30 protein-coding genes and 1 riboswitch are annotated in these 25,867 nt (G+C 56.0%); of the genes, 18 read left to right on the forward strand and 12 right to left on the reverse strand.

The features are described from left to right. Positions 1–5 precede the first annotated feature (5 nt). From WB371_RS05765 to pduF, 12 genes are all read right to left on the reverse strand, one after another. A complete protein-coding gene (locus tag WB371_RS05765; protein ID WP_336219145.1) occupies positions 6–791 on the reverse strand; it encodes a cobalt-precorrin-6A reductase in 786 nt (261 codons plus the stop codon). Next, positions 788–1,513 carry a precorrin-3B C(17)-methyltransferase gene (locus WB371_RS05770; protein WP_336219146.1) on the reverse strand — a complete coding sequence of 242 codons (726 nt, stop codon included), beginning with the start codon at positions 1,511–1,513 and terminating at the stop codon, positions 788–790. The genes WB371_RS05765 and WB371_RS05770 overlap by 4 nt, the downstream gene beginning before the upstream one ends. Next, a complete protein-coding gene (gene cbiG / locus WB371_RS05775) occupies positions 1,513–2,568 on the reverse strand; it encodes a cobalt-precorrin 5A hydrolase (RefSeq protein ID WP_336219147.1) in 1,056 nt (351 codons plus the stop codon). The genes WB371_RS05770 and cbiG overlap by 1 nt, the downstream gene beginning before the upstream one ends. After that, complete coding sequence (locus WB371_RS05780; protein WP_336219148.1) at positions 2,549–3,322, reverse strand: cobalt-precorrin-4 methyltransferase; 774 nt, start codon at positions 3,320–3,322, stop codon at positions 2,549–2,551. The genes cbiG and WB371_RS05780 overlap by 20 nt, the downstream gene beginning before the upstream one ends. Beyond that, positions 3,315–3,884 carry a decarboxylating cobalt-precorrin-6B (C(15))-methyltransferase gene (locus WB371_RS05785; protein ID WP_336219149.1) on the reverse strand — a complete coding sequence of 190 codons (570 nt, stop codon included), beginning with the start codon at positions 3,882–3,884 and terminating at the stop codon, positions 3,315–3,317. The genes WB371_RS05780 and WB371_RS05785 overlap by 8 nt, the downstream gene beginning before the upstream one ends. Continuing rightward, the gene (locus WB371_RS05790; RefSeq protein WP_336219150.1) at positions 3,874–4,479 is read right to left on the reverse strand and encodes a cobalt-precorrin-7 (C(5))-methyltransferase; all 606 of its coding nucleotides are present in this window, start codon (positions 4,477–4,479) and stop codon (positions 3,874–3,876) included. The genes WB371_RS05785 and WB371_RS05790 overlap by 11 nt, the downstream gene beginning before the upstream one ends. Continuing rightward, the gene (gene cbiD, locus WB371_RS05795) at positions 4,473–5,612 is read right to left on the reverse strand and encodes a cobalt-precorrin-5B (C(1))-methyltransferase CbiD (protein WP_336219151.1); all 1,140 of its coding nucleotides are present in this window, start codon (positions 5,610–5,612) and stop codon (positions 4,473–4,475) included. The genes WB371_RS05790 and cbiD overlap by 7 nt, the downstream gene beginning before the upstream one ends. Continuing rightward, positions 5,609–6,241 carry a cobalt-precorrin-8 methylmutase gene (locus WB371_RS05800; RefSeq protein ID WP_336219152.1) on the reverse strand — a complete coding sequence of 211 codons (633 nt, stop codon included), beginning with the start codon at positions 6,239–6,241 and terminating at the stop codon, positions 5,609–5,611. Before WB371_RS05800 ends, cbiD begins: the two co-directional genes overlap by 4 nt. A 12-nt stretch (positions 6,242–6,253) precedes the next feature. Next, positions 6,254–7,213: an adenosylcobinamide-phosphate synthase CbiB gene (cbiB, locus tag WB371_RS05805; protein WP_336219153.1), complete on the reverse strand. Its 960-nt coding sequence runs from the start codon at positions 7,211–7,213 to the stop codon at positions 6,254–6,256. Continuing rightward, the gene (locus tag WB371_RS05810) at positions 7,210–8,589 is read right to left on the reverse strand and encodes a cobyrinate a,c-diamide synthase (RefSeq protein ID WP_336219154.1); all 1,380 of its coding nucleotides are present in this window, start codon (positions 8,587–8,589) and stop codon (positions 7,210–7,212) included. Before WB371_RS05810 ends, cbiB begins: the two co-directional genes overlap by 4 nt. Before the next feature lie 88 nt (positions 8,590–8,677). Further along, a riboswitch (cobalamin riboswitch) is annotated at positions 8,678–8,853 on the reverse strand. A 293-nt stretch (positions 8,854–9,146) separates the two neighbouring features. After that, entirely contained in the window at positions 9,147–10,064 is a 918-nt protein-coding gene (pocR, locus tag WB371_RS05815; RefSeq protein ID WP_336219156.1) for a transcriptional regulator PocR, read from the reverse strand. 205 nt (positions 10,065–10,269) lie between these two features. Beyond that, a complete protein-coding gene (gene pduF, locus WB371_RS05820; protein WP_336219157.1) occupies positions 10,270–11,079 on the reverse strand; it encodes a propanediol diffusion facilitator PduF in 810 nt (269 codons plus the stop codon). 521 nt (positions 11,080–11,600) lie between these two features. Between pduF and pduA the strand changes: the two genes are divergently transcribed. The 18 genes from pduA to pduU all read left to right on the forward strand — a co-directional run bounded on the left by pduA (position 11,601) and on the right by pduU (position 25,864). Then, the gene (gene pduA / locus WB371_RS05825) at positions 11,601–11,885 is read left to right on the forward strand and encodes a propanediol utilization microcompartment protein PduA (RefSeq protein ID WP_012906330.1); all 285 of its coding nucleotides are present in this window, start codon (positions 11,601–11,603) and stop codon (positions 11,883–11,885) included. Beyond that, positions 11,882–12,694, forward strand: a complete 813-nt coding sequence (pduB, locus tag WB371_RS05830; protein WP_336219158.1) for a propanediol utilization microcompartment protein PduB — start codon at positions 11,882–11,884, stop codon at positions 12,692–12,694. The genes pduA and pduB overlap by 4 nt, the downstream gene beginning before the upstream one ends. 18 nt (positions 12,695–12,712) lie before the next feature. Beyond that, positions 12,713–14,377, forward strand: a complete 1,665-nt coding sequence (gene pduC / locus WB371_RS05835) for a propanediol dehydratase large subunit PduC (RefSeq protein WP_336219159.1) — start codon at positions 12,713–12,715, stop codon at positions 14,375–14,377. Positions 14,378–14,387: 10 nt separating this feature from the next. Further along, on the forward strand, positions 14,388–15,056 hold the full coding sequence (gene pduD / locus WB371_RS05840) for a propanediol dehydratase medium subunit PduD (protein ID WP_336219160.1): 669 nt from the start codon (positions 14,388–14,390) through the stop codon (positions 15,054–15,056). Between the two features lie 13 nt (positions 15,057–15,069). After that, on the forward strand, positions 15,070–15,591 hold the full coding sequence (pduE, locus tag WB371_RS05845; protein ID WP_336219161.1) for a propanediol dehydratase small subunit PduE: 522 nt from the start codon (positions 15,070–15,072) through the stop codon (positions 15,589–15,591). Positions 15,592–15,725: 134 nt separating this feature from the next. Next, complete coding sequence (locus tag WB371_RS05850; protein WP_336219162.1) at positions 15,726–17,558, forward strand: diol dehydratase reactivase subunit alpha; 1,833 nt, start codon at positions 15,726–15,728, stop codon at positions 17,556–17,558. After that, the gene (locus WB371_RS05855; protein ID WP_336219163.1) at positions 17,548–17,898 is read left to right on the forward strand and encodes a glycerol dehydratase reactivase beta/small subunit family protein; all 351 of its coding nucleotides are present in this window, start codon (positions 17,548–17,550) and stop codon (positions 17,896–17,898) included. Before WB371_RS05850 ends, WB371_RS05855 begins: the two co-directional genes overlap by 11 nt. 19 nt (positions 17,899–17,917) lie before the next feature. After that, positions 17,918–18,193, forward strand: coding sequence for a propanediol utilization microcompartment protein PduJ (gene pduJ / locus WB371_RS05860; protein ID WP_004853788.1), 276 nt, complete (start codon positions 17,918–17,920; stop codon positions 18,191–18,193). A 23-nt stretch (positions 18,194–18,216) separates the two neighbouring features. Further along, positions 18,217–18,678, forward strand: coding sequence for a BMC domain-containing protein (locus WB371_RS05865; protein ID WP_336219164.1), 462 nt, complete (start codon positions 18,217–18,219; stop codon positions 18,676–18,678). A gap of 5 nt (positions 18,679–18,683) precedes the next feature. Continuing rightward, on the forward strand, positions 18,684–19,316 hold the full coding sequence (locus WB371_RS05870; RefSeq protein WP_336219165.1) for a phosphate propanoyltransferase: 633 nt from the start codon (positions 18,684–18,686) through the stop codon (positions 19,314–19,316). Continuing rightward, positions 19,313–19,804: a microcompartment protein PduM gene (gene pduM, locus WB371_RS05875; protein ID WP_336219166.1), complete on the forward strand. Its 492-nt coding sequence runs from the start codon at positions 19,313–19,315 to the stop codon at positions 19,802–19,804. Before WB371_RS05870 ends, pduM begins: the two co-directional genes overlap by 4 nt. 3 nt (positions 19,805–19,807) lie before the next feature. Then, positions 19,808–20,083, forward strand: coding sequence for a propanediol utilization microcompartment protein PduN (pduN, locus tag WB371_RS05880; RefSeq protein WP_336219167.1), 276 nt, complete (start codon positions 19,808–19,810; stop codon positions 20,081–20,083). A gap of 9 nt (positions 20,084–20,092) precedes the next feature. After that, on the forward strand, positions 20,093–21,100 hold the full coding sequence (pduO, locus tag WB371_RS05885; protein ID WP_336219168.1) for a two-domain cob(I)yrinic acid a,c-diamide adenosyltransferase PduO: 1,008 nt from the start codon (positions 20,093–20,095) through the stop codon (positions 21,098–21,100). Then, positions 21,097–22,482 carry a CoA-acylating propionaldehyde dehydrogenase PduP gene (gene pduP / locus WB371_RS05890; RefSeq protein ID WP_336219169.1) on the forward strand — a complete coding sequence of 462 codons (1,386 nt, stop codon included), beginning with the start codon at positions 21,097–21,099 and terminating at the stop codon, positions 22,480–22,482. The genes pduO and pduP overlap by 4 nt, the downstream gene beginning before the upstream one ends. A gap of 10 nt (positions 22,483–22,492) precedes the next feature. Further along, the gene (locus tag WB371_RS05895) at positions 22,493–23,605 is read left to right on the forward strand and encodes a 1-propanol dehydrogenase PduQ (RefSeq protein ID WP_336219170.1); all 1,113 of its coding nucleotides are present in this window, start codon (positions 22,493–22,495) and stop codon (positions 23,603–23,605) included. Next, on the forward strand, positions 23,602–24,957 hold the full coding sequence (locus WB371_RS05900) for a 4Fe-4S dicluster domain-containing protein (protein WP_336219171.1): 1,356 nt from the start codon (positions 23,602–23,604) through the stop codon (positions 24,955–24,957). Before WB371_RS05895 ends, WB371_RS05900 begins: the two co-directional genes overlap by 4 nt. A gap of 2 nt (positions 24,958–24,959) precedes the next feature. Then, positions 24,960–25,514, forward strand: a complete 555-nt coding sequence (gene pduT, locus WB371_RS05905) for a propanediol utilization microcompartment protein PduT (protein ID WP_336219172.1) — start codon at positions 24,960–24,962, stop codon at positions 25,512–25,514. Continuing rightward, positions 25,514–25,864 (forward strand): propanediol utilization microcompartment protein PduU, encoded by a 351-nt coding sequence (pduU, locus tag WB371_RS05910; protein ID WP_336219492.1) that lies wholly within the window; start codon positions 25,514–25,516, stop codon positions 25,862–25,864. Before pduT ends, pduU begins: the two co-directional genes overlap by 1 nt. Positions 25,865–25,867: the final 3 nt, after the last annotated feature.

Here is a 25,867-nt window from a genome sequence, read left to right on the forward strand (position 1 = left end):
ACTCCTTAAGCAGCGGCCAGCCAGCGTTCCAGACGCTGCGCAAATGCGGCCTGACTTTCCAGTAATTCATCGCCCGTCACCAGCGGCGCCGGACGGGTAATCACGATGCAGGGGATGCCCGCATCCAGACAGGGGTGAACCTTTTCCTGATAACCTCCTTCCGCGCCAGACGCTTTGGTTATCACGACGTCAGCCTGACACTGACGGTAAAGCGCCGCGTTGAACTCCGCGCTAAACGGCCCGCAGAGCGCGAAAATCTCCCCGACGCCAAAACCGAGATCGGCGCACTGTTGAATGACATCGGCGACCGGCAAGACGCGGGCAAGCAGCGTTTTCTCCGGTAAAGCCGCACGCCATAACGCCAGATCTTTACTTCCCGTGGTCAGTAACACCCGCTTACCGAAGCGCCGGGCGACGGTGCATGCCTCGTCGATGCTCTGCACGGTAAAGAGCAGCGGATGCGTCAGGTCACCGAGCTGTTCCGGACGCTGATAGCGGCTCAGCAGCACACCTGCCTGCTCACAGGCATGCAAGATGTTGCGGCTCACCACGTCAGCATAGGGGTGCGAGGCATCAATAACCCAGCGCGTCCGGTTCTCCTTCAGCCAGTTCACCATCTGCTCTTGCTCCAGCCGACCGCAACGTACCTGGCCTTTGATCTCACCCGCCAGTTGTTTCCCGGTTGGCGTCGCCACTGACAAGGTGTACGCCACATTAGCCGCATCCAGTTGCTGGCACAGTGCGCGGGCATCGCTGGTGCCGCCTATCACCAGCACATCGCCGGCATTCACAGCACGTAGCCTCGCGGTGTGATCATCAACCCATCCTGCACGTACGTCGTTTTATTGCCGACAATCACCAGACTGGTCATGTCCACCGGCTCAAAGTCCATTTCCCCCAGGGTGGTAAGCCATTTTTCCTGCTTTTTGCGCCCGGCCGATTTCACCACGCCCACCGGCGTCTGCCCGCTTTTACTGGCGGAAAGCAGTTCAAAGGCGCGCGCCAGATGCCCTTCACGACCGCGACTGCGCGGGTTGTAGAAACAGATCACGAAATCAGCTTCTCCGGCCGCAATAATGCGTTTTTCAATAACCGGCCACGGCGTCAGCAAATCACTCAAACTGATGTGGCAAAAATCGTGCATCAGCGGCGCGCCGAGCAGCGACGCGGCGGCGATACTGGCGGTCATGCCTGGGATCAGACGCACTTCCACATCCATTTTCTGTTTACTCACCAGCTCCAGCACCAGCCCCGCCATGCCGTAAATACCGGCGTCACCGCTGCTGATAAGCGCCACGTTGTGCCCGGCCTGCGCCAGCTCAATCGCCGCATGGCAGCGTTCAATCTCTTTACACATGCCGGTTTTGATCACCTGCTTGTCACCGGTAAACGCTTTAACGAGGTGAGTGTAGGTTTTGTAACCCACGATGATTTCTGCCGCCTGCAGTGCTTCAACGGCTTCCATGGTCATCATGGCCTGTGAGCCTGGGCCGATTCCGATTACGGTTAACATCAGTGTGAAACTCCCAAAGTAATAGTGACGCCCTGCTCACGCAGGGTTTCGCCAGTCAGTTGTCCATGACTCAGCAGCCACGCCGCCGGACCCGAGACGCTTCCAATGCCGACCGTCTGGCGTACAAACGGTGAGGCCGGAAAGTGATGTTCATGCTCACGCAGCGCCTCGGCGCTAAAGGTTTCAAACGGCACACGCCAGCAGGATGCAAGCTGGATAAGCCCCTCTTCATCTTTCTTGAGCGACACGCTGCCGATGACTTTCAGCGCCAGCGGATCGAAACGCTGCGCTTCAAGCTGGCGAGCCAGCAATGCCGCCAGTAGCGGGAAAGGCGTATCGCGGCGGCAGCCAATGCCGGCGACCACCCGCTGCGGCACCAGCTTCCAGTGCTGAACCGGAATATCCGGTAGGTCGTTACGTAGCGTGACGCAGATCAGCGCATCCAGTTCGGGCAGATGCTCCAGAGAGGTGACGGTGATAAAGCCACGGCGATCGCAGTGGCGGACGTCTTCATCAAGCTCCTCATCCCACCACAGCCCGACGCGCTGATTGCTGACCAGCATCTGATTCACCACTTTTACCGCTGCGCGAAAGTCAGTCATACGGGCATTGAGCTGGAACGCGAGGGTGTCCAGCGCCGCCATATCGTTGACGTCTGTCGCGGTGGTAATCACCGGATCGGCACCCAGCATCCCCGCCAGATAACGCGTCAGCGCATTCGCGCCGCCCGCATGTCCGGAAAGCAGACTAATGACGTGCTGGCCGCGCTCGTCGATCACCACCACCGCCGGATCGCTGAACTTGTCATTGACCAGCGGCGCCAGCACGCGTACCGCAATGCCGGTTGCGCCGATAAAAATCAGCGCGGAATAGTTCGAAAACGCATCTCGCGCGGTGTTGGCGAACCCGCCATCGAACGGTAGAAAACCCTCTTCCAGCAGCTTTTCACTGGTAAAACAGGTCAACGGCAACATCGCAGCCAGCCGTTTCGCCAGCGTGACACCGCCTGGCGTCAGGCAAAACAGCGCGATTGATTCAGGCTTTACGGTATTCATGGCTAAAATCCGCCGCATAGAGTCTGGAGTAGTGATACTCATCGCCGAGGAAGTTCCCGACCAGGATGAGCGCCGTTTTGCGGATCCCGGCGTCGCGCACTTTATCGGCGATATCCGCCAGCGTACCGCGCACGGTCTGGCTTTCCGGCCAGGTCGCTTTGTAGATCACCGCCACCGGCGTGGTCGCCGGATACCCCCCCTCAATTAACCGCTCCGCCACCCGATGGATACGCTGAACGGAGAGGTAAATCGCCATTGAGGTCTGGTGACTGGCGAACGATTCCAGTTGTTCACGCTCCGGTACCGGCGTGCGGCCTTCAAGTCGCGTGATAATCAGACTTTGCGACACTTCCGGTACGGTATATTCAACGCCAAGCTCTGCCGCCGCACCGAGGAATGCACTAACGCCTGGCACCACTTGCCAGGGGATGCCTCGTTTGGTCAGCTCTTCGCCCTGCTCACGAACCGAGCCGTACAGCGAGACATCGCCGGTTTGCAGCCGCACCACCGTTTTCCCGGCATTGACGCCTGCTTCCATCAAATCGAGGATCTGCTCCAGATGCAGCTCTGCACTGTCGTGGCACTCGGCACCTTGCGGGCAATACTCCAGCAGTTCGGTGTTAATCAGCGATCCGGCGTAAATCACTACCTGCGCCTGTTGCAACAGCCGGTAACCCTTGAGCGTGATCAGTTCACGGTCACCGGGGCCTGCGCCAACAAACCACACACAACGGGGATCAAAGGTCTCAGACATGGCGTTCTTCCTTCTGACAGGCGATGACAAAAACAGGATTATTCGGTTTGAAGTAGTGGCCCGTACCCAGCGTGGTCAGTGATGAAATCTGCATTTGCAGGCAATCCACTTCCTGTACGCCAAGCTGTTGCAGATGGGCCAGCGCGGTGTTGAGGTTCTCCTGCAAAATAAAGGTCATCACCAGACGACCGCCGACGTGGAGCTGACGCATCGACCAGTCGATCAGCTCCGTCAGATGACCACCGCTGCCGCCCATAAACACCGCATCAGCTTTTTCGGTCATCATCATCGGCGCGACACCTGGCAAAATATCGATATTCGCGCAGGCGAAGTGTTGACGGTTTTCGTCCAGCAGACGCAGCGCCGCCGGGTTACGTTCTATCGCCGTGATGTGCAGCGACGGAAACTGCAGCGCAGCTTCGATGGACACACTGCCCGTTCCGGCCCCGATATCAATCAGGTGGCTGGCCCGGTGCAGTTCAAGTTTTGCGAGAGCCAGCGCACGTACCGCTTCTTTGGTCATCGGCACTTTCTCACCGCGCAGAAAAAGCTCATCTTTCATCAAGGATCACCACTGCGTTCATTTCGTATTCGGCATGGACCTCGCTGACGCGCAGCCAGTGGATCCGTTCATTTTCCATCGCCAGGTTTTCGCCAATCACCATCCAGCGATACCCCTTCCCTCTTGCCACCAGCTGCGCGGCAATGTCACGCGGCCCGCACTGCCCGTCAGTCACCATCGCCACTTTGGTCTGTTGCGCCAGCGTGTCGAAACAGACGCGGCGTCCGTGGCTACTGGTCAGCCACATGTCATTCATATCAATGCCAGACTGCGCGCACAGATACTGCACCGCGCTGATACCGGGAATGATGCGCACCTGTCCGATGCCAAAATGCGCCACCATCCGTGTACCAATGCCGTAAAACAGCGGATCGCCGGAAGCCAGGACCACCACCTCTTTATCCTGATGCGCCTCAATCCACGCCAGTAGCTCAGGGATATTGGCGCCCAGCACAAACTGCCCGCCGTGAAAATCCGGAAACTGCTGTAAGTGACGTTTGCCACCGACCAGGACATCGGCCTCTTCAACCGCCGCGCGCGCCGCCGGCGTCATCAGGTGCAGACCGGCTGGCCCCATTCCCACCACCGTCAGCATTGCATCTCCCGGGCTATCGCCTCCACCGGGCGGTTACTGCCCAGCACCTGGTTATCAAACGAAAACATAATGGCGTCGCAGGTCGGCGGATTTTTGGTAAAGCGCAGCATCTGCATCACGCGCATACAGATACGCCCGGCAAGATGGTTGTAGATGTGCTGAAAGCCGTACGCCTCGATGTGCTCCATGGCCGCTTCAGTGGTGTCGCACTCGCTCACCCGTTGAAGTAATTCCAGCGGCGCGCCCAGCAGCGCCAGATGTGCCACCAGCGTTTCCATCCGCGCATCGGCAATATGGCTGTGGGTATGGAAGATCCCGGCGGCAATTTTGATTAACTTGCCGGGATGACCGACCAGAACGATCTGACGAAATCCCATGCGCACCGCCTCTTCAATCATGTAGCCGACAAAGTTGCTCATGGTGACCACCGCATTGCTGTCGATGCCCATCTGTTCGCGGACAAAACGCTCGCCGTGGTTGCCCGGAACCAGAACCACCCGTTCCAGCCCGGCGGCGCGTTTGATTTCCAGTTCCAGTGAGAGAGAACGCTTCCAGCTCTCTTCAGACATCGGGGTGACAATGCCGGTAGTGCCAATAATGGAAATACCGCCCAGAATACCCAGGCGCGCGTTGTAGGTTTTTTGCGCCCGCGCTTCACCTTCCGGGGCAAAAATTTCGATCTCCGCACCGCGCGCCGGGCCAATCGCCTCGCGGACGGCTGATTCAATGGTGTGACGCGGAGTACGATTAATCGCCGCGCTGCCGACGGGCAGGCCAATGCCTTTACGGGTGACGGTGCCAACGCCTTCACCACCAAAGAGGGTGATTTCACCGCTGTCGTTGAGCGTCACACGAGCGAAAATCAACATGCCGTGCGTAGCGTCGACGTCATCACCACCGTCTTTACGGATCGCGGCAATCGCCTGCTGCCCTTCAATGTGCGGCGACTCCACGTTCAGGCACAGGGTGACGCCGGACGGCGTGACAATCGACACCTGATGGATCAGATGCTGACGCAGCACCATCAGCGCGGCGACCTTTGCCGCCGCCGTAGCGCAGGAACCGGTGGTATACCCTTTGCGTAACGCTTTCCCGTTATGCCAGACGGGCGCGTCAAAAGCCTGATCGCTCATCGCGCCCCCTGCATGTGATACAGGATGGCGTTAACAATCGCCGCCGCGACGTTGCTGCCCCCTTTACGACCGAGTGCGGCGATAGCGGGTAACGAGGTGTGCGTCAGCGCCTCTTTGGATTCCGCGGCCCCCACAAAACCAACCGGCACGCCAACCACGCCGCTTACCGCCACATCGTGTTCCATCAGGCGAAACAGCGCCGTGGGCGCGTTGCCAAAGACAAACACTTTCTCGCTCTCTTCCGTCACGGCGATATCCACGGCGGCCATTGAGCGGGTAATGCCCTGCGCTTTCGCCTGCGCCACGACGCGGGGATCGCTGATATAACAGCGGCATTCACCGCCCGTTTTCGCCAGCAACGTTTTGTTGATCCCCGACAGCGCCATGGTCGTGTCGGTATAGATAACCGACGGGCGACTGAGCGCCGCGCAAAGCTTGTCGAGAGCGTCGTCTGAGAACCAGAGAATATCCAGCCAGTCAAAGTCAGCGGTGGTATGAATCACCCGCTTGATGATGGCTTCATGCAGCGGGCTGGCAAACCGGTACTCCGGGCGCGTTTCACTGATTATCTCGCCAATGATGTCGAAACTTTTGGCTTCAATCGCCTGGGGTTGCTGGATGTATTGCATTGTCAGTTATCCTCAGGCCGCACCAACCACCAGCCAGCGCGTCACAATGAACAGCGCCAGTGCCAGCGTTGAAGCAACCCACATCAGTCGAATCGTAAGGGAAATGTCGTCTACGCAAATGGTGCGCTGGTCGTCGCCGATCCACGGTTTTTCAACGCGCTGGCCGAAGTAATCATTCGGCCCGCCCAAGCGAATACCCAGCGCGCCGGCAACAGAGGCCTCCGCCCATGCGCAGTTGGGGCTACTGTGGTTATAGCGATCCCGCCAGCCTATTCGCAGCGCCCGGGCCCCATCGCGACGGCACAACACCGCCGCCGCACTCAGCAACAGCCAGCTAATCCGTGCGGGAATAAAGTTCGCCACATCATCCAGCCGGGCGCTGACCATGCCAATCGCGCGGTATTTTTCGTGCTTATAGCCCACCATGGAATCCAGGGTGTTGATGGCTTTGTAAGCCATCGCCAGCGGCGCGCCGCCGATCAGCAGGAAAAACAGCGGCGCAATAATGCCGTCGACCGTATTCTCTGCGACGGTTTCCACCACCGCCCGGTTAATCTGTTCCGGCTGGAGCTGAGAGGTGTCGCGACCCACGATCCAGGAGAGTTTTTCACGGCTTTGCGCGAGGTTCCCTTCCCGCAACGGACGCTCAACCTCTTGTGCCGCGTTTGCCAGACACCTTCCTGCCAGCACGGTGAAGATCATCCAGACTTCGACCACCCAGCCGAGCCACGGGTGAATCATCCGCGCCAACGCCAGAACGCCCCAGGCGGTCGCCCATGTCACGCCGACCACCACCAGCCACATCACCCCACCACCAAGACGAAGCGCCCGGTCGCTGTGACAGTGGCGGCGGATAATTCGCTGAACGGCATTAATCAGATTGCCAATCCAGCGCACCGGGTGCGGCCAGTGTTGCGGATCACCGATTGCGACATCCAGTAGCCAGGCCACACACCATGCCAGTAGCGTCATAACGCCTCCCGTGCGGCGTTCAGCCAGTAATTGAGCATTGAGGGGCGCTGGGCAAAGTGAACGTGCAGGTAGCTGGCGAAGGTATTGCCGACCTGCCAGCCACCGGACCACGCCTGTAGCGTATTCCCGTCGCGAACCTTGCGACATGCCAGCACGGCGGGCGTTTCCGGGGAAAAATCGGAATAATGAAATTCATGACCGCGCAGCACATCGCCTTTCGCTGCCAGCAGCGTGGGCTGACACGCCTGCGCTTCGCAATACCCGAAGCGGGTCAGTCGCTTACCCATTTTGCTGTGACCGGGAATGATATCGGCCATTCGGTGCACCACGCCGTCGACATCTTCCAGTTGGCTGCCGAGATACATCAAACCGCCGCACTCGGCGTAGATGGCGACACCACGCTGGTGCGCTTTGCGCAGGCTGTCGAGCATCGTGATGTTGGCCGCCAGCGCCGCCGCGTGCAGTTCAGGATATCCCCCGCCCAGCCAGACCATCTGGCAATCGGGTAATTCGCGATCGTGGATCGGACTAAAGCGGATAATATTGACGCCAGTCCGCGCCAGCAGCGTCACGTTATCGGGGTAATAAAAATTAAATGCCTCGTCATCGGCCATCGCAACGGTCAGACCTTCTCCGGCATTTGACGCGGGAAGCTCTGGCCATTCCCCTTGCGGTAAGGCACTAAGATGGCTTAATGCCAGCAACTGGTCGATATCAAGCGTGCTTTCCAGCCGGGCGGCAAAATCCTGCCACGACTGCTGATTGACGACGGACTCGCGGGCGGTTACCAGCCCCAGATGGCGTTCAGGTAGCGCGACGCCGTCAACGCGCGGCACATATCCCAACACTGGCACTGAACAATAGTGCTCAATGGCGGTTTTCAGTAGCTGGAAATGGGAGTCGCTGTTGACGCGGTTAACAATAACACCGGCAATATTCAGGGTTGGGTCGAAATGCTGAAAGCCCATGACCGTGGCGGCAATTGAGGTGGAAACGGCTTTCCCGTCAACCAGCAACACGACCGGACAGCCAAGCTGTTTTGCCATTGCTGCGGTACTGCAATAACTGGGGTCCGTACCGTAACCATCGTATAAGCCCATCACGCCTTCGATAACCGCAATATCTGCCTGCTGCATCTGTTCGCAGAACAACGCATTAAGGACCGGTTCGGGAAGCATGAAGCTGTCGAGATTACGGGACGCGATGCCGCTGACGGCGGTATGCCAGGCGGTATCCAGATAGTCAGGACCGACTTTACAGGGCTGGACGCGTAAGCCACGTTGTTTCAATACATTCAGCAAGCCCAGCGTCACCGTGGTTTTCCCACAGCCGCTACCGGTACCTGCCAGAACAAACGCGTACTGCTTTGCCGCCATGACCCTGATCCTGTTCAGGGTGGTAGGGATGTACTGATACCCAGTCTTATGACTGTATGCATCTGAGCAACCCACTTCCCACCGAAGTTGTTGGTACGTTCCGACAGGCAGGTCTTCTGGCTTAGCGTCTTCCTCGCCCGTCCTTCCCAATCTTGCGATCAGTGGTCTTTACGGGGTTGTCAGCATCACAGCAGCGGGGGCTGCGGGGGATTTTCACCCCCTTCCCTGACACAATTGTGTCAAACCTGTCGGCTTAAATGATGAGCAAAATGGTTTCTGCCCATCACACTGTTCCTTATTACTGCATAATTTCTTGCACAACTATATAAATGTCACAAAAAACTATTGTGAATGAAATGTCATGCAAGAGAATAATAAAAGCACTTAACAATGACACTGTATCTCATCACAAAAATAAAAACTGGTGAAGTTTATCCCTCAAAGGTCAATATTTTATTGCGCTATGACAATTTATTGTTGTACTAAAACCCATGAACATTATAAATGAAAGGATTACGCGGGAATATCAAATATCGGCAATAACAAAATATTGCTGCTTAAGCCGATTCTGCAGGCAAATTTTCATTAATCTTTTGCCGATAGGCCTGCGGCGTAACCTGATAAGTCTGGCGGAAGACTTTGCAAAAATAACTGGTTTGAGAAAATCCTAAATTGCGCGCAATACTGGCAATGCTCCAGTCACTGTGACAAAGCAACTCTCGGGCGCTGGCCATCCGCTGCTGGTTAACCCAAGCGTTAAAACCAATCCCCTGATATTTTTTAAACAGTTTACTGAAATAGTACGGGCTGAGATAAACGTGTGACGCCACATCTTCAAGGCGAAGATCATCGGACAAATGCGCATCGATATAGCGCAACGCCTTCTTCATTTTACTGTCGTGAGGGCTGGCGGTACGGGTCGGACGCGCAGGCTCGGCTGGCTGCGCACTGTCTTTAATCACCACGAAATTGAGCTGTTTTTTAAGGCAGTTTTCAACAATGAGTTTTAACAAATCCGCAGAGGCCATCACCCGCGAATAGTCCATCTCCGGAACGTTACGGAACTCATTGAGCAGTTCGGGATCGGCCTGCCAGCGGTCGTCTACATTCAGGATATCGACCAGATCGACATCGTCGTCGTTGCGTAAACGCACCTGGCCGCACAAGACGAATCCGACCAGATGGCCTGCGATGACAAGCGGAATAGAGAAATCCGTTAACCCGGCATGACAGCGATAAATACAGGGCTGATCTGACTTAGACGCTTCCAGTCCGCCACAACGATCGCTCATTCGGCAACGGATACTGTGCTGAGGATGTTGGCGCATCAATTGGCAGAAAGGCGTGAAATTAAACAGTTCAGAAATTTCATCGCCGTGAATATTAACAACCACAACGGCCAGGCTGGTTGCTTGCGCAAAATCCTGTGCGATTTTATTAATGAGTTCTGAGTTCAGGGTACTCGCAGAAATCATGATAAAATCCCTCAGTTAATTCATTGTTATAATTCAAACATAAATTTTACATTTACTTTCTGGATCATCCCGGTCCTTGTAAATGACAGAAAGTACAATGCACAATAACAAAAGTCTCCCGATGTGGGGAGACTTTTTAGCCAGTTCAGGAAAGCAGATCACGAAATAAAAATGAAAGGCGTGATAGTAGTCCCAAACGCTGGAATCACGCGTCACTCTCTTCAATCTTACAGGTGTTGCAGGGCAAATTTTTACCAATAAGATATTTATAGATAGCCGCCCCCGCGCAGGCCCCAATCAACGGCGCAATAATCGGCACAATAAAGTATGGGATATCACGTCCCCCCGTCATGGCAATATCGCCCCAGCCCGCCATCCAGGCGAACAGCTTGGGACCAAAATCACGTGCCGGATTCATGGCAAACCCTGTCAGCGGCCCGGTTGATGCACCAATCACCGCCACCAGAATACCGATCAGCAGAGGTGCCAACGGCCCCTTAGGTACACCGTTGCCATCATCCGTTAGCGCCATAATCACGCCCATCAGCATAGAGGTGATAACGATTTCAACCCCGGCCGCCTGCCATACGCTAAGCGCTGCGGCGGGATAGGTGCTGAAAATGCTCGCCAGATAGAGGCTGTCAGCACTTCCCCGCACCATATTGTGTGCGGTTTCGTACTCAGTAAATAAATTGCCATACAGTAAATACGCCAGCACTGCACCGCCAAACGCCCCCGCAACCTGTGCGATCGTGTAAGGCAGCACTTTGCGCCCCGGGAAACAGGCAAACAACCAGAGAGCAACTGTGATCGCCGGATTCAGATGCGCGCCGGAAATTCCCGCCGTCAGATATACCGCAAGTGAAATCCCTAAACCCCAGATAATACAAATTTCCCAAAGACCGAGGCTGGCACCTGCGACTTTCAGCGCACTCAGACAGCCGATACCAAAAAACAGAAACAGTCCGGTGCCCAGAAACTCGGCAATACATTGCGCTTTCAGTGAATCATTCATTGTGACACCTTCTTAGAAGTGTTTGTGTCTTACCAGCGGACCCTTGCTGGCCGTGGAGTGTAACGACACTTACTATAAAAACTGGCGGTTAGAAATTGTTGGCAAACTGACCACACAAAAGCCTGGAAAAATCGTGTTGCTATAGTAATTTATTGCTATCCCTTTATTCAAAGACAGCATGTAGAGTGCCTTGATGTAATTAACCAGGACGATTCCTGATAGCAAAAATTGGTTATTTACCGATTTCTTTTTTCCAATCCATGTCACAAATCCATTTTTCCACATAGCAAAGCAAATTAATTTTGTCACCCCTAAAAATGTAAATATGGAATAGTAAAAACCAAAATATCACATTAAACAAAAATAATAAAAGCTGTAAAAACAATAAGATAAAATATACGATAGCAAATTTATCACATTCACAGCCCACTAATTTTTTACCCTAAAGTTCAAGTCAGCCATTCTTTTTCCTCGCTTCTTTTTATAGTCATCATTATCGGGACAACCCATGCGAGGTCTTTATGCAACAAGAAGCGTTAGGAATGGTTGAAACCAAAGGCTTAACTGCCGCCATAGAGGCCGCAGATGCCATGGTGAAATCGGCCAATGTCATGTTGGTCGGTTACGAAAAAATTGGCTCAGGGCTGGTCACCGTTATTGTTCGCGGTGATGTCGGCGCGGTAAAAGCGGCGACCGACGCCGGTGCCGCCGCTGCGCGCAACGTGGGAGAAGTGAAAGCCGTACACGTTATTCCACGCCCCCATACCGATGTTGAAAAAATCTTACCGAAGGGAATTAACCCATGAGCAGCAATGAACTGGTTGAACAGATCATGGCGCAGGTCATTGCCCGTGTGGCAACGCCTGAGCAAGCGGGTACCCCTGATAAAACCCATCCAAAGCGAGAGACGGCTATGGCAGAGAAGAGCTGCAGTTTAACGGAATTTGTTGGCACCGCGATTGGTGACACCGTAGGTCTGGTGATTGCGAACGTCGACAGTGCCCTCCTGGAAGCAATGAAGCTTGAGAAGCGCTATCGCTCCATCGGCATTCTGGGCGCGCGTACGGGCGCAGGTCCGCACATCATGGCGGCTGACGAAGCGGTCAAAGCGACCAATACCGAAGTGGTGAGCATTGAATTACCCCGTGACACCAAAGGCGGCGCGGGCCACGGTTCACTGATCATTTTAGGCGGCAACGACGTTTCCGACGTCAAGCGCGGGATCGAAGTCGCGCTCAAAGAACTCGACCGCACCTTTGGCGATGTGTATGGCAACGAAGCCGGACACATTGAGTTGCAATACACCGCGCGCGCCAGCTACGCGCTGGAAAAAGCCTTCGGCGCGCCAGTTGGCCGTGCCTGTGGCGTGATCGTCGGCGCGCCCGCTTCCGTCGGCGTTCTGATGGCAGATACCGCGCTGAAATCCGCCAATGTGGACGTGGTGGCTTACAGCTCTCCGGCCCACGGCACCAGCTTCAGTAACGAAGCCATTCTGGTGATCTCCGGTGATTCCGGCGCTGTCCGTCAGGCGGTTATCTCCGCACGTGAAATCGGTAAAACCGTTCTTGCGACCCTCGGTGCAGAACCGAAAAACGATCGCCCGTCCTATATCTGAACTCCGTGAGGCTCTTTCATGAGATCGAAAAGATTTGAAGCACTGGCGAAACGACCTGTTAACCAGGACGGTTTCGTTAAGGAGTGGATCGAAGAAGGCTTCATTGCAATGGAAAGCCCGAACGATCCTAAGCCGTCGATTAAAATCGTTAACGGCGCAGTGACCGAACTGGATGGCAAAAATGTCAGCCAGTTTGACCTGATTGACCACTTTATCGCCCGCTACGGCATCAACCTGGCGCGTGCAGAAGAAGTGATGGCGATGGACTCCGTGAAACTCGCCAACATGCTGTGCGATCCCAACGTGAAGCGCCGCGACATTGTGCCGCTCACCACCGCGATGACACCGGCAAAAATCGTCGAAGTGGTTTCACACATGAACGTGGTTGAGATGATGATGGCGATGCAAAAAATGCGCGCACGTCGTACTCCCTCCCAACAGGCGCACGTCACTAACGTCAAAGATAACCCGGTGCAGATTGCGGCTGACGCTGCGGAAGGCGCATGGCGCGGATTTGATGAGCAAGAGACAACGGTTGCCGTGGCGCGCTATGCGCCGTTCAACGCCATTGCCCTGCTCGTGGGTTCTCAGGTAGGCCGTCCGGGCGTACTCACCCAGTGTTCGCTGGAAGAAGCTACCGAACTGAAACTCGGTATGCTGGGGCACACCTGCTACGCCGAAACCATCTCTGTTTATGGTACCGAGCCAGTCTTCACGGATGGTGATGACACGCCGTGGTCAAAAGGCTTCCTCGCCTCTTCTTACGCCTCGCGCGGACTGAAAATGCGCTTCACCTCGGGTTCAGGCTCTGAAGTGCAGATGGGTTATGCCGAAGGCAAATCCATGCTCTATCTGGAAGCACGCTGCATTTACATCACCAAAGCGGCAGGTGTACAGGGACTGCAAAACGGTTCTGTAAGCTGCATCGGCGTCCCGTCCGCCGTGCCGTCGGGCATTCGCGCAGTCCTGGCGGAAAACCTGATTTGCTCATCACTGGATCTGGAATGCGCTTCCAGTAATGACCAGACCTTCACCCACTCCGATATGCGTCGTACCGCGCGTCTGCTGATGCAGTTCCTGCCGGGTACCGACTTTATCTCTTCCGGTTATTCCGCCGTGCCGAACTACGACAACATGTTCGCGGGCTCCAACGAAGATGCGGAAGACTTCGATGACTACAACGTTATCCAGCGCGACCTGAAAGTCGATGGCGGTCTGCGTCCGGTGCGTGAAGAAGATGTCATCGCCATTCGTAACAAAGCCGCACGCGCGCTGCAGGCCGTTTTCGCCGGGATGGGCTTGCCGCCAATCACCGATGAGGAAGTTGAAGCGGCCACCTATGCGCACGGTTCAAAAGATATGCCTGAACGTAACATCGTTGAGGACATCAAGTTCGCACAGGAGGTCATCAACAAGAACCGGAACGGTCTGGAAGTTGTGAAAGCGCTGGCGCAGGGCGGCTTTACCGATGTCGCACAGGACATGCTTAACATCCAGAAAGCCAAGTTAACCGGGGACTATCTGCATACCTCCGCCATTATCGTCGGCGACGGACAAGTACTCTCTGCGGTCAATGACGTCAACGATTATGCCGGTCCGGCAACAGGTTATCGCCTGCAAGGCGAACGCTGGGAAGAAATTAAGAACATCCCTGGCGCACTTGATCCCAACGAGCTTGGCTAAGGGGTGAACAATGGAAATTAATGAAAAACTGCTGCGCCAGATTATTGAAGATGTTCTGTCTGAAATGCAGGGCAGCGATAAGCCCGTCTCCTTTCGTGCGCCGGGAAGCGCCACGCCCTCCCCTGCACCAGCGGGTGACAGTTTCCTGACGGAAATTGGCGAAGCGAAACAAGGCACACAGCAGGATGAAGTCATCATTGCCGTCGGGCCGGCATTCGGCCTTTCTCAGACCACCAACATCGTCGGTTTACCGCATAAGAGCATTCTGCGTGAACTGATTGCTGGCATCGAAGAAGAAGGCATCAAAGCGCGCGTGATTCGCTGCTTTAAATCCTCCGATGTGGCCTTCGTTGCCGTTGAAGGCAACCGTCTGAGCGGCTCTGGCATCTCGATCGGCATCCAGTCAAAAGGCACCACGGTTATCCACCAGCAAGGGTTACCGCCGCTCTCTAACCTGGAGCTATTCCCACAGGCACCGTTACTGACGCTGGCCACCTATCGCCAGATTGGTAAAAACGCTGCGCGCTACGCCAAGCGTGAATCACCGCAGCCGGTTCCGACGCTGAACGATCAGATGGCACGGCCGAAATATCAGGCTAAATCCGCCATTTTGCACATTAAAGAGACGAAGTATGTCGTGACGGGTAAACACCCGCAGGAACTGCGCGTGGCGCTTTGATAAGGATCCCTTTATGAATACCGATGCAATTGAATCGATGGTTCGGGACGTGTTGAGCCGCATGAACAGCCTGCAGGGCGACACGCCTGCTCCGGCGGCAAGTGCAAACAGCTCAATGCATTCCGCCAAAGTGACCGACTACCCGCTGGCGAATAAACATCCTGAGTGGGTTAAAACGGCCACCAATAAAACGCTGGATGAGCTCACCCTCGAAAACGTCCTGAGCAATAAAGTCACCGCGCAGGATATGCGTATCACACCGGAGACGTTACGCATTCAGGCCGCTATTGCCAGGGATGCCGGCCGTGACCGCCTGGCGATGAACTTTGAGCGAGCGGCAGAACTGACCGCGGTTCCGGATGATCGCATCCTGGAGATCTACAACGCCCTGCGTCCTTACCGTTCGACGAAAGAAGAACTGATGGCTATCGCGGACGATCTCGAAAACCGCTATCAGGCCAAAATCTGCGCCGCATTTGTTCGCGAAGCAGCAGTGTTGTACGTCGAACGTAAGAAACTGAAAGGCGACGACTAAGGAGCTGCTATGCGATATATATCCGCAAAATCATTCATGCTGCATCAAGGCAGCAAGGGGGCGAATTCCCGGGAGCTTACTCAAGTAAGTGACCGGGATGAGCGCGTGAAGCTAACGCAGAGGCAGCTTGAAGGATGAAGTGGATAGCTGGCATTGACATCGGCAACTCATCCACCGAAGTTGCACTGGCGACGCTGGATGGTACGGGCACGCTGAACATTATTGGCAGCGCGCTGGCGGAAACCACCGGGATAAAAGGCACATTACGTAATGTGTTTGGCATCCAGGAGGCACTGACGCTGGCGGCCAGTAATGCCGGCATCAATGTCAGCGATATCTCACTTATCCGCATCAACGAAGCCACGCCAGTTATTGGCGACGTGGCGATGGAAACCATTACGGAGACCATCATCACGGAATCGACCATGATCGGTCATAACCCGAAAACACCGGGGGGAGTCGGTCTTGGCGTAGGTATCACTATCACGCCGGAAGAGTTGTTAACCCGACCGGCAGATAGCCCCTTCATCCTCGTGGTGTCATCGGCGTTCGATTTCGCCGATGTCGCCACCATGATTAATGCCTCTGTCCGCGCTGGTTATCATTTAACCGGGGTGATCCTGCAACAGGACGACGGTGTACTGGTCAGTAACCGGCTGGAAAAACCGCTGCCCATCGTGGACGAAGTACTCCACATCGACCGAATTCCGTTGGGCATGTTAGCCGCTATCGAAGTGGCCGTACCAGGCAAAGTGATTGAAACCCTCTCTAACCCGTATGGCATTGCCACCGTTTTCAACCTTAATGCCGATGAGACAAAAAATATTGTCCCGATGGCGCGTGCGCTGATTGGCAACCGTTCAGCGGTGGTGGTGAAAACCCCGTCGGGGGACGTGAAAGCTCGGGCTATTCCTGCCGGCAATATTGAGTTGCAGTCACAGGGGCGCACGTTACGTGTTGATGTCGCCGCAGGGGCTGACGCCATTATGAAAGCGGTTGGCGAATGCCCGAAACTGGACAACGTCACCGGTGAAGCGGGTACCAATATCGGCGGCATGCTGGAGCACGTTCGCCAGACGATGGCCGAACTGACTAACAAACCGAGTAACGAAATTTTTATCCAGGATCTGCTGGCCGTCGACACTTCCGTTCCCGTCAGCGTGACCGGCGGGCTGGCCGGTGAGTTTTCACTGGAACAGGCTGTCGGTATTGCGTCGATGGTGAAATCAGACCGTCTGCAGATGGCGATGATCGCCAGCGAAATCAAAGAAAAACTGAACGTCGACGTGCAGGTGGGTGGCGCGGAAGCCGAAGCCGCCATTCTGGGGGCGCTCACCACGCCGGGAACCACACGACCGCTGGCGATTCTGGATTTAGGGGCCGGCTCTACCGACGCATCCATCATTAACCCTAAAGGGGAGATCATTGCCACCCACCTTGCGGGCGCCGGCGACATGGTCACGATGATTATTGCCCGAGAACTGGGGCTGGAAGACCGCTACCTGGCCGAAGAGATCAAAAAGTATCCATTAGCCAAAGTAGAAAGTTTGTTCCACCTGCGCCACGAAGACGGCAGCGTGCAGTTCTTCCCTTCCCCATTGCCTCCTGCGGTTTTTGCCCGCGTCTGCGTGGTGAAACCGGATGAACTGGTGCCGCTGCCTGGCGATCTGGCGCTGGAAAAAGTCCGCGCGATTCGCCGTAGCGCCAAAGAGCGGGTATTTGTCACCAACGCCCTGCGCGCGCTGCGTCAGGTTAGCCCGACGGGGAATATCCGCGATATTCCGTTCGTCGTACTGGTGGGCGGTTCTTCACTGGACTTTGAAGTACCACAACTGGTCACGGATGCGCTGGCCCATTATCGGCTGGTTGCCGGCCGCGGAAATATTCGCGGCAGCGAAGGCCCGCGCAATGCGGTGGCGACCGGGTTGATCCTCTCCTGGCATAAGGAGTTTTCCCGTGGACAGTGATATGAACGCACCCGCCATTGTCATTTCAACCCTTGGCGACTGCCTCTCTGTCTGGCGCGAGGTGCTGCTGGGCATTGAGGAGGAAGGTATCCCGTTTGTGATTCAGCGCCACGAACCGGGAGACATTATTCAGTGTGCATGGCAGGCGGCACGACAATCTCCGCTGCTCGTTGGCATCGCCTGCGACACAGAAACACTGGTCGTACACTACAAAAATTTACCCACATCAGCGCCGCTTTTTACGCTGACGTATCACCAAAACAGCCTTGACCGGCGAAGTACTGGAAACAACGCGGCAAGGTTAGTCAAAGGGATCCCCTTCCGGGATCTGAACAGTTGAGCAACAGGAGAATCGCAGTATGAATAACGCACTGGGACTGGTTGAAACAAAAGGGTTGGTCGGCGCGATTGAAGCCGCAGATGCCATGGTGAAATCCGCCAACGTGCAGCTTGTCGGTTACGAAAAAATCGGCTCCGGCCTGGTGACCGTCATGGTTCGTGGTGACGTCGGCGCGGTAAAAGCCGCCGTTGATGCGGGTAGCGCTGCTGCAAGTGCGGTGGGCGAGGTGAAATCTTGCCACGTTATCCCGCGTCCGCATAGCGACGTTGAGGCCATTTTACCGAAATCTGCCTGAGTATTTTCGAAAAGGAGCACAGCGTGAAGCAATCACTGGGATTACTCGAAGTTAGTGGTCTGGCATTAGCCATCAGTTGCGCGGATGCCATGGCGAAAGCGGCTTCCATCACGCTGGTTGGCCTTGAAAAAACCAACGGTTCAGGCTGGACGGTGATCAAAATTACCGGTGATGTGGCGTCTGTACAGTCCGCCATCATCACCGGCGCACATTTCGCCGAACAGCAGACGGGACTGGTCGCATACAAAGTGATTGCCAGACCTGGCGAGGGCATTCTTTCCCGTGCGACGGTTGCCGCACCTGCGCCCATGCCAGCCCCTGTCGAAGAGACTGAGCCAGAAACTGAAGTCGTTGTAGAAGAGTCAGTCACGGAAACACCCTCTGATGACGGGATCATTAGCTGCAATTTATGCCTGGATCCGGCCTGTAAGCGTCAGAAAGGTGAAGCCCGCTCACTCTGTCTGCATTCAGGTAAACGAGGTTAAGCGTAATGGATAAACACCTTCTGGAGACGACGGTCAGCAAAGTACTCGATGAGATGCGCGAACGCCCTATTCCTCTGGGGGTTTCCAACCGTCATATTCATCTTAGCGCTGAGGATTATGCCCGTCTTTTTCCAGGACATCCGATTACCGAGAAAAAAGGACTCCTCCAGCCAGGACAATATGCGGCGGAGCAGACCGTCACGTTGGTGGGACCAAAAGGCCAACTGAAAAATGTCCGTCTGTTGGGCCCTCTTCGCGGGGCCAGCCAGGTGGAAATTTCACGGACAGATGCCCGCACGCTGGGTATTGCTGCACCGTTACGGATGTCCGGGAATCTCAAAGGAACCCCGGGTATACGCCTTGTGAGCCCCTTTGCCGAAGTGGAGCTTACAGCAGGTGTGATTGTCGCCCAACGCCACATTCACATGTCGCCGCTGGATGCGCTGATTCTGCGCGTTGCGCATGGCGACAGCGTTTGTGTCGCCATTGAGGGGACGGAACGGCGACTCATCTTCGACAACGTTGCCGTGCGCGTGTCGCCGGATATGCGTCTGGAAATGCATATCGATACTGACGAAGCCAATGCTGCCGGGGCCGATAGCCCAGACGCCTTTGTCAAACTGGTGATGCCGCGATGAACAACGAACAGTTGCAGCGAATCGTCGAGGAGGTCGTCTCCCGCCTGCAGCGGCGCGCGCAGAGCGCGGTCACGCTGAGTATCGAGCAACTGCGGGAAATGTCTTCCCGTACGCTGTTTTGTCAATATTCCTCTCTGCGTATTTTGCAGGTTGATCTGCCTCTGCTGGAGCAGATTGCTGAGCACGATTCGTCAGATGCCACCGCCGTCATGATCCATGAAGCGCTGGCATCGGGTATTCGGGTTGAGCTTTCACTGCAACATCGCTTCCTGCCCGCCTTGCCGGTGAAAAGGCTGGCCCGGCTGCCGCTGGATTTCAGTGATGAAAAGGGACAGCGCGTGATGTTGCACCCAACCCGATTGTTAAGTTATGCCGATGTCGCCCGGTTACCCAATGGGCTGCTGGTGCTGCAACGCAAATGTGTTGTCACCGCGCTGGCTCGCGATACCGCGGGTTCGCGCAACATCCAATTAATTAAGCAGGAGTGAACCATGCATCTGGCACGTGTTACAGGCGCGGTGGTATCCACGCAAAAATCGCCCTCGTTGGTCGGAAAAAAACTTCTGCTGGTTCGCCGGGTCAGTGCTGACGGGGAACTGCCGTCCAGTCCCACCGTGGGTGATGAAGTCGCCGTTGATTCCGTCGGTGCGGGCGTGGGCGAACTGGTGCTTCTGAGCAGTGGCTCCAGCGCCAGACATGTTTTTTCCGGGCCGAATGAGGCCATCGACCTGGCCGTTGTCGGCATTGTCGACACGCTTTCTCGTTAAGGGGGCCTTATGGCGATTTACACCCGTACGGGCGACGCAGGCACCACAGCGCTTTTTACCGGTCAGCGAGTCAGTAAAACGCATCCACGCGTTGAAGCCTACGGCACGCTGGATGAGCTGAATGCCGCCCTGAGTCTGTGCGTTTGCGCCACCCGCAACGCGCAACATCGCGCCCTGCTGGAAGCAATTCAACTGCAAATTTTCTGGTTCAGCGCTGAGCTGGCCAGTGAGACTGAACAGCCTTCCCCCGACCAGCGTTATATCAGTTCCGAAGAAATTGCCGCGCTGGAAGCGGCTATCGACACCGCGATGGGACGCGTCGCGCCGTTGCGCAGTTTCATTCTGCCCGGTCGCTGTGAGGCTGCAAGCCGTCTGCATTTTGCCCGCACGCTGGCTCGCCGGGCGGAACGGCGTCTGGTCGAACTGGCTGGCGATGTCGCCGTCAGGCATGTGCTGATGCGTTACATCAACCGCCTGTCGGACTGCTTGTATGCGCTGGCTCGCGCGGAAGACCATGACGCCCATCAGGACACCATTATCCGGGAAGTCACGAAGCGCTATCTGGCTGCCAGTCACGCCCCCGTCAAAAAGGACTCTGTGATGTCGCTCTCGTTTGCGGATCTCCATCAGTTAACCCGCGCCGCCATTGAACGCGCGCAGACTCTAAACGTCCCGGTGGTCGTCAGCATTGTCGATGCCAACGGCACAGAAACCGTCACCTGGCGCATGCCGGACGCCCTGCTGGTCAGCAGCGAACTGGCACCGAAAAAAGCCTGGACCGCCGTCGCCATGAAAACAGCGACCCATGAACTTGCGTCGGCCGTTCAACCGGGCGCGCCGCTGTACGGATTAGAAAGTCATATGCAGGGGAAAGTGGTCACCTTTGGCGGTGGCTACGCGCTATGGCGTGACGGATTGCTTATTGGGGGTCTTGGTATCAGCGGTGGAAGCGTTGAACAGGACATGGACATTGCACAGGCTGCCATTGCGGCAATAAACGTGAGAACACATCAATGAATACTTCTGAACTGGAAACCCTCATCCGTAACATTTTGACTGAACAACTGGCTCCGGCAAAAACAGAAATTAAAGGAAACGGCATCTTTCAGTCGGTGGGAGAAGCGATTGATGCCGCGCACCAGGCTTTCTTGCGTTATCAGCAGTCACCGCTTAAAACACGCAGCGCCATTATTAGCGCGATTCGTGAAGAGCTGACGCCGCAACTGGCGACGCTGGCGGCAGAAAGCGCGGCGGAAACGGGAATGGGTAACAAAGAGGACAAATTCCTCAAAAACAAAGCGGCGCTGGACAACACCCCAGGTATCGAAGACCTGACCACCACCGCGCTCACCGGCGACGGCGGTATGGTGCTGTTTGAGTACTCACCGTTTGGCGTCATCGGTTCGGTCGCCCCCAGCACCAACCCGACAGAGACCATTATTAACAACAGCATCAGCATGCTGGCGGCAGGTAACAGCGTCTATTTTAGCCCGCATCCTGGCGCCAAAGCGGTGTCACTGAAACTCATCGCCATGATTGAAGATATCGCGTTTCGCAGTTGCGGCATTCGGAATCTGGTTGTGACGGTGGCTGAACCGACTTTTGAAGCCACTCAGCAAATGATGGCGCATCCGAAAATTGCCGTACTGGCGATAACCGGCGGCCCCGGCATTGTCGCGATGGGGATGAAAAGCGGGAAAAAAGTGATTGGCGCAGGCGCAGGGAATCCTCCCTGCATCGTTGATGAGACGGCGGATCTCGTGAAGGCCGCAGAAGATATTATCAACGGCGCGTCGTTCGACTATAACCTGCCCTGTATCGCGGAAAAAAGTCTGATCGTGGTGGAGTCCGTCGCCGAATCGCTGATTCAGCAGATGCAAAGTTTTGGCGCGTTGTTGCTGGGTAGCCAGGAGATAGAAAAATTACGCGCCGCGTGTCTGCCTGACAGGGTCGCCAACAAAAAGTTGGTGGGTAAAAGCCCTTCCGCCCTGCTTGAAGCGGCGGGCATTCCGGTCCCTACTAAAACGCCACGCCTGCTGATTGGCGTGGTGAGCGCGGATGACAGTTGGGTCACCTCCGAGCAGTTAATGCCGATGCTTCCCATCGTGAAGGTCAAGGATTTCGACGCGGCCCTGTCGCTGGCGTTGAAAGTGGAAGAAGGCTTGCATCATACCGCCATCATGCACTCACAGAATGTGTCACGCCTGAACCTTGCGGCGCGCACGCTGCAAACCTCTATTTTCGTTAAAAACGGGCCATCCTATGCCGGAATTGGCGTCGGCGGCGAAGGATTTACCACCTTCACCATCGCCACGCCGACCGGTGAAGGCACCACCTCGGCGCGCACGTTTGCCCGTTCTCGCCGCTGCGTGCTGACTAACGGTTTCTCTATCCGCTAATGAGGTTGTGATGAAGACATTTTCACTGCAAACCCGACTGTACAGCGGCCCCGGAAGCCTGAAAGTACTCGGCCGTTTTACGAACAAGCACATCTGGATTATCTGCGATGGCTTTCTCGCGCGTTCGCCGCTGATTGAAACATTGCGCGCGGCAATCCCCGCCGACAACCGCATCAGCGTGTTCAGTGAAATCACGCCGGATCCCACTATCGGCACCGTCGTACAGGGGATTGCACAAATGCAGGCCCTGCGTCCCGACGTGGTCATTGGGTTTGGCGGCGGTTCCGCGCTGGACGCGGCGAAAGCAATAGTCTGGTTCAGCCGCCAGTTTGATATCGAAATTGAAACCTGTGTTGCCATCCCGACCACCAGTGGTACGGGGTCTGAAGTGACCAGCGCCTGCGTGATAGGCGATCCGGTCAAAGGTATTAAATACCCGCTGTTCGATAATGCGCTGTATCCCGATATGGCCATCCTTGATCCGATGCTGGTCGTGAGCGTTCCACCTGCCATTACCGCCAACACAGGAATGGATGTGCTCACTCATGCGCTGGAGGCCTGTGTGTCTACCCATGCCAGTGATTTTACCGATGCACTGGCCGAAAAAGCGGCGCAACTCGTCTTCCGGTATCTTCCTGTCGCAGTACGGAAAGGCGATTGCCTCGCCACGCGGGGCAAAATGCACAACGCCTCCACGCTGGCAGGCATGGCCTTCAGCCAGGCGGGGCTTGGACTCAACCACGCTATCGCCCATCAGCTAGGCGGTCAGTTCCACTTACCGCATGGTCTGGCAAACGCGCTCCTGTTGGCGCCAGTGATCCGCTTTAATGCTCACGACCCACGGGCCGCAAAACGTTATGCCCGTTTTGCGAAAGCCTGTCATCTGTGCGCAGACAGCGCCAATGAGATAACCAGCGTCAATGCGCTGATTCAGCATATTGAACAACTGAAGAAAGCCTGTGATATCCCCACGCTTGCCGACGCCCTTAAAGACGGCAAAGCGCTCTGGTCACAGCGTATTCCGGCGATGGTTGATGCCGCGCTGGCGGATGTGACGCTGAAAACCAATCCCAGAGCGGCGGATGCGAATGCCATTCAGGAACTGCTTGAGGATCTGTTATGAATACCGCCCTGCATGAGGACGTATCGTTACTGGACGCGCAAACAATCGTGGAACGCGTCCGCGCGGCAGGTATCGTCGGCGCTGGCGGCGCTGGCTTTCCGACCTGGGTCAAACTCCAGGCGCAGGTGGAGATTTTCCTGGTCAATGCCGCGGAATGCGAACCGATGCTTAAAGTGGATCAGCAACTCATGGCACAGCAGGCAGCGCGTCTGCTTCGTGGTGTGCAGTATGCGATGAAGGCCACCGGTGCGCGCGAAGGCATTATCGCCCTGAAAGAAAAGTATCAACCGGCTATTGCCGCATTAACCCCGCTACTGCCTGCAACAATCCGGCTGCACATTCTGCCCGACGTCTATCCGGCAGGCGATGAAGTGCTGACCATCTGGATGGCGACGGGTCGCCGCGTACCGCCAGCCGCACTACCGGTCAGCGTAGGGGTGGTGGTTAACAACGTACAGACCGTATTGAACATCGCCCGTGCGGTCGAACAACAGTATCCCGTGACGCGCCGTACGCTCACCATCAACGGCGCTGTAGCTCAGCCGCAAACCGTGACCGTTCCCATTGGACTGTCATTACGCGAAGTGCTTGCGCTGGCAGGCGGCGCAACGCTGGACGATCCGGGATTTATTAACGGTGGGCCGATGATGGGCAGCCTGCTGACCTCGCTGGACGCCCCCGTCACCAAAACAACGGGGGGTCTGCTGGTACTCCCCAAAACACACCCGCTAATTCAGCGTCGGATGCAGGATGAGCGCACCGTGCTGTCAGTGGCGAGGACCGTTTGCGAGCAGTGCCGCCTGTGTACCGATCTCTGCCCACGGCATCTCATCGGACACGAGCTTTCTCCGCACCTGCTGGTGCGCGCAGTCAATTTCCATCAGGCCGCCACGCCGCAGTTACTGCTTAGCGCCCTGACCTGTTCAGAATGTAACGTCTGCGAAAGCGTGGCCTGTCCGGTAGGGATTTCGCCGATGCGCATTAACCGCCTGCTCAAACGTGAGTTGCGCGCACAGAACCAGCGCTATGAAGGCCCGCTTAACCCGGCCGATGAGATGGCGAAATATCGTCTGGTACCGGTTAAACGGCTGATAGCCAAACTGGGATTAACCCCGTGGTATCAGGAAGCGCCTCTCGTCACAGTCGAACCCGACGTTGCAAAAACGACGCTGCTGCTTCGTCAGCATATTGGCGCCAGCGCAGTGCCTTGCGTGCAAAAAGGCGAACGCGTTGCGCGCGGCCAATGCGTTGCCGATATCCCACAAGGTGCGCTCGGTGCCCCCGTTCACGCCAGTATTGACGGCATTGTCTGTGACATCACAGAGCAGGCCATTACCGTTGTAAGAGGTTAACCATGTCTCAGGCCATAGGTATTTTAGAACTCACCAGCATCGCCAAAGGGATGGAAACGGGTGATGCCATGCTGAAAAGCGCCAATGTGGAACTGCTGGTCAGCAAGACCCTTTGTCCGGGGAAATTTATGCTGATGCTGGGCGGCGATGTGGGTGCGGTACAGCAAGCCATCGAAACAGGCACGTCTCTTGCCGGAGAAATGCTGGTGGACAGCCTGGTGCTGCCCAACATTCATGCCAGCGTACTTCCGGCCATTAGCGGTCTGAACAGCGTGGATAAGCGTCAGGCAGTCGGCATTGTTGAAACCTGGAGCGTCGCCGCCTGCATCAGTGCGGCAGACCGCGCAGTTAAAGCCTCTAACGTCACGCTGGTACGCGTTCATATGGCGTTTGGCATTGGCGGCAAATGCTACATGGTGGTCGCCGGTGAGGTCTCCGACGTCAACAATGCAGTGACGGTCGCCAGTGAAAGCGCTGGAGAGAAAGGGCTGTTGGTCTGGCGTTCGGTGATTCCCCGTCCGCACGAGGCCATGTGGCGTCAGATGGTGGAGGGATGATGGAAAGAGAACCCACCACGGATCGCATGATCCAGGAGTATGTACCGGGCAAACAGGTGACGCTGGCGCATCTGATTGCCAATCCTGGCAAGGATTTGTTCAAAAAACTGGGGTTGCAGGACAGCGTTTCAGCGATTGGTATTCTCACGATTACCCCAAGCGAAGCGTCGATTATTGCCTGTGATATTGCCACCAAATCCGGCGCAGTCGAAATCGGTTTTCTCGACCGCTTTACCGGCGCGGTGGTGATAACCGGCGATGTGTCAGCAGTGGAATACGCGCTGAAACAGGTTACGCGCACGCTGGGTGAAATGATGCGTTTCACGGCGTGCCCGATCACGCGGACATAATGC

Source organism: Citrobacter amalonaticus, from assembly GCF_037053465.1.
In the GTDB taxonomy this organism is placed as follows: Bacteria; Pseudomonadota; Gammaproteobacteria; order Enterobacterales; family Enterobacteriaceae; genus Citrobacter_A; species Citrobacter_A amalonaticus_H.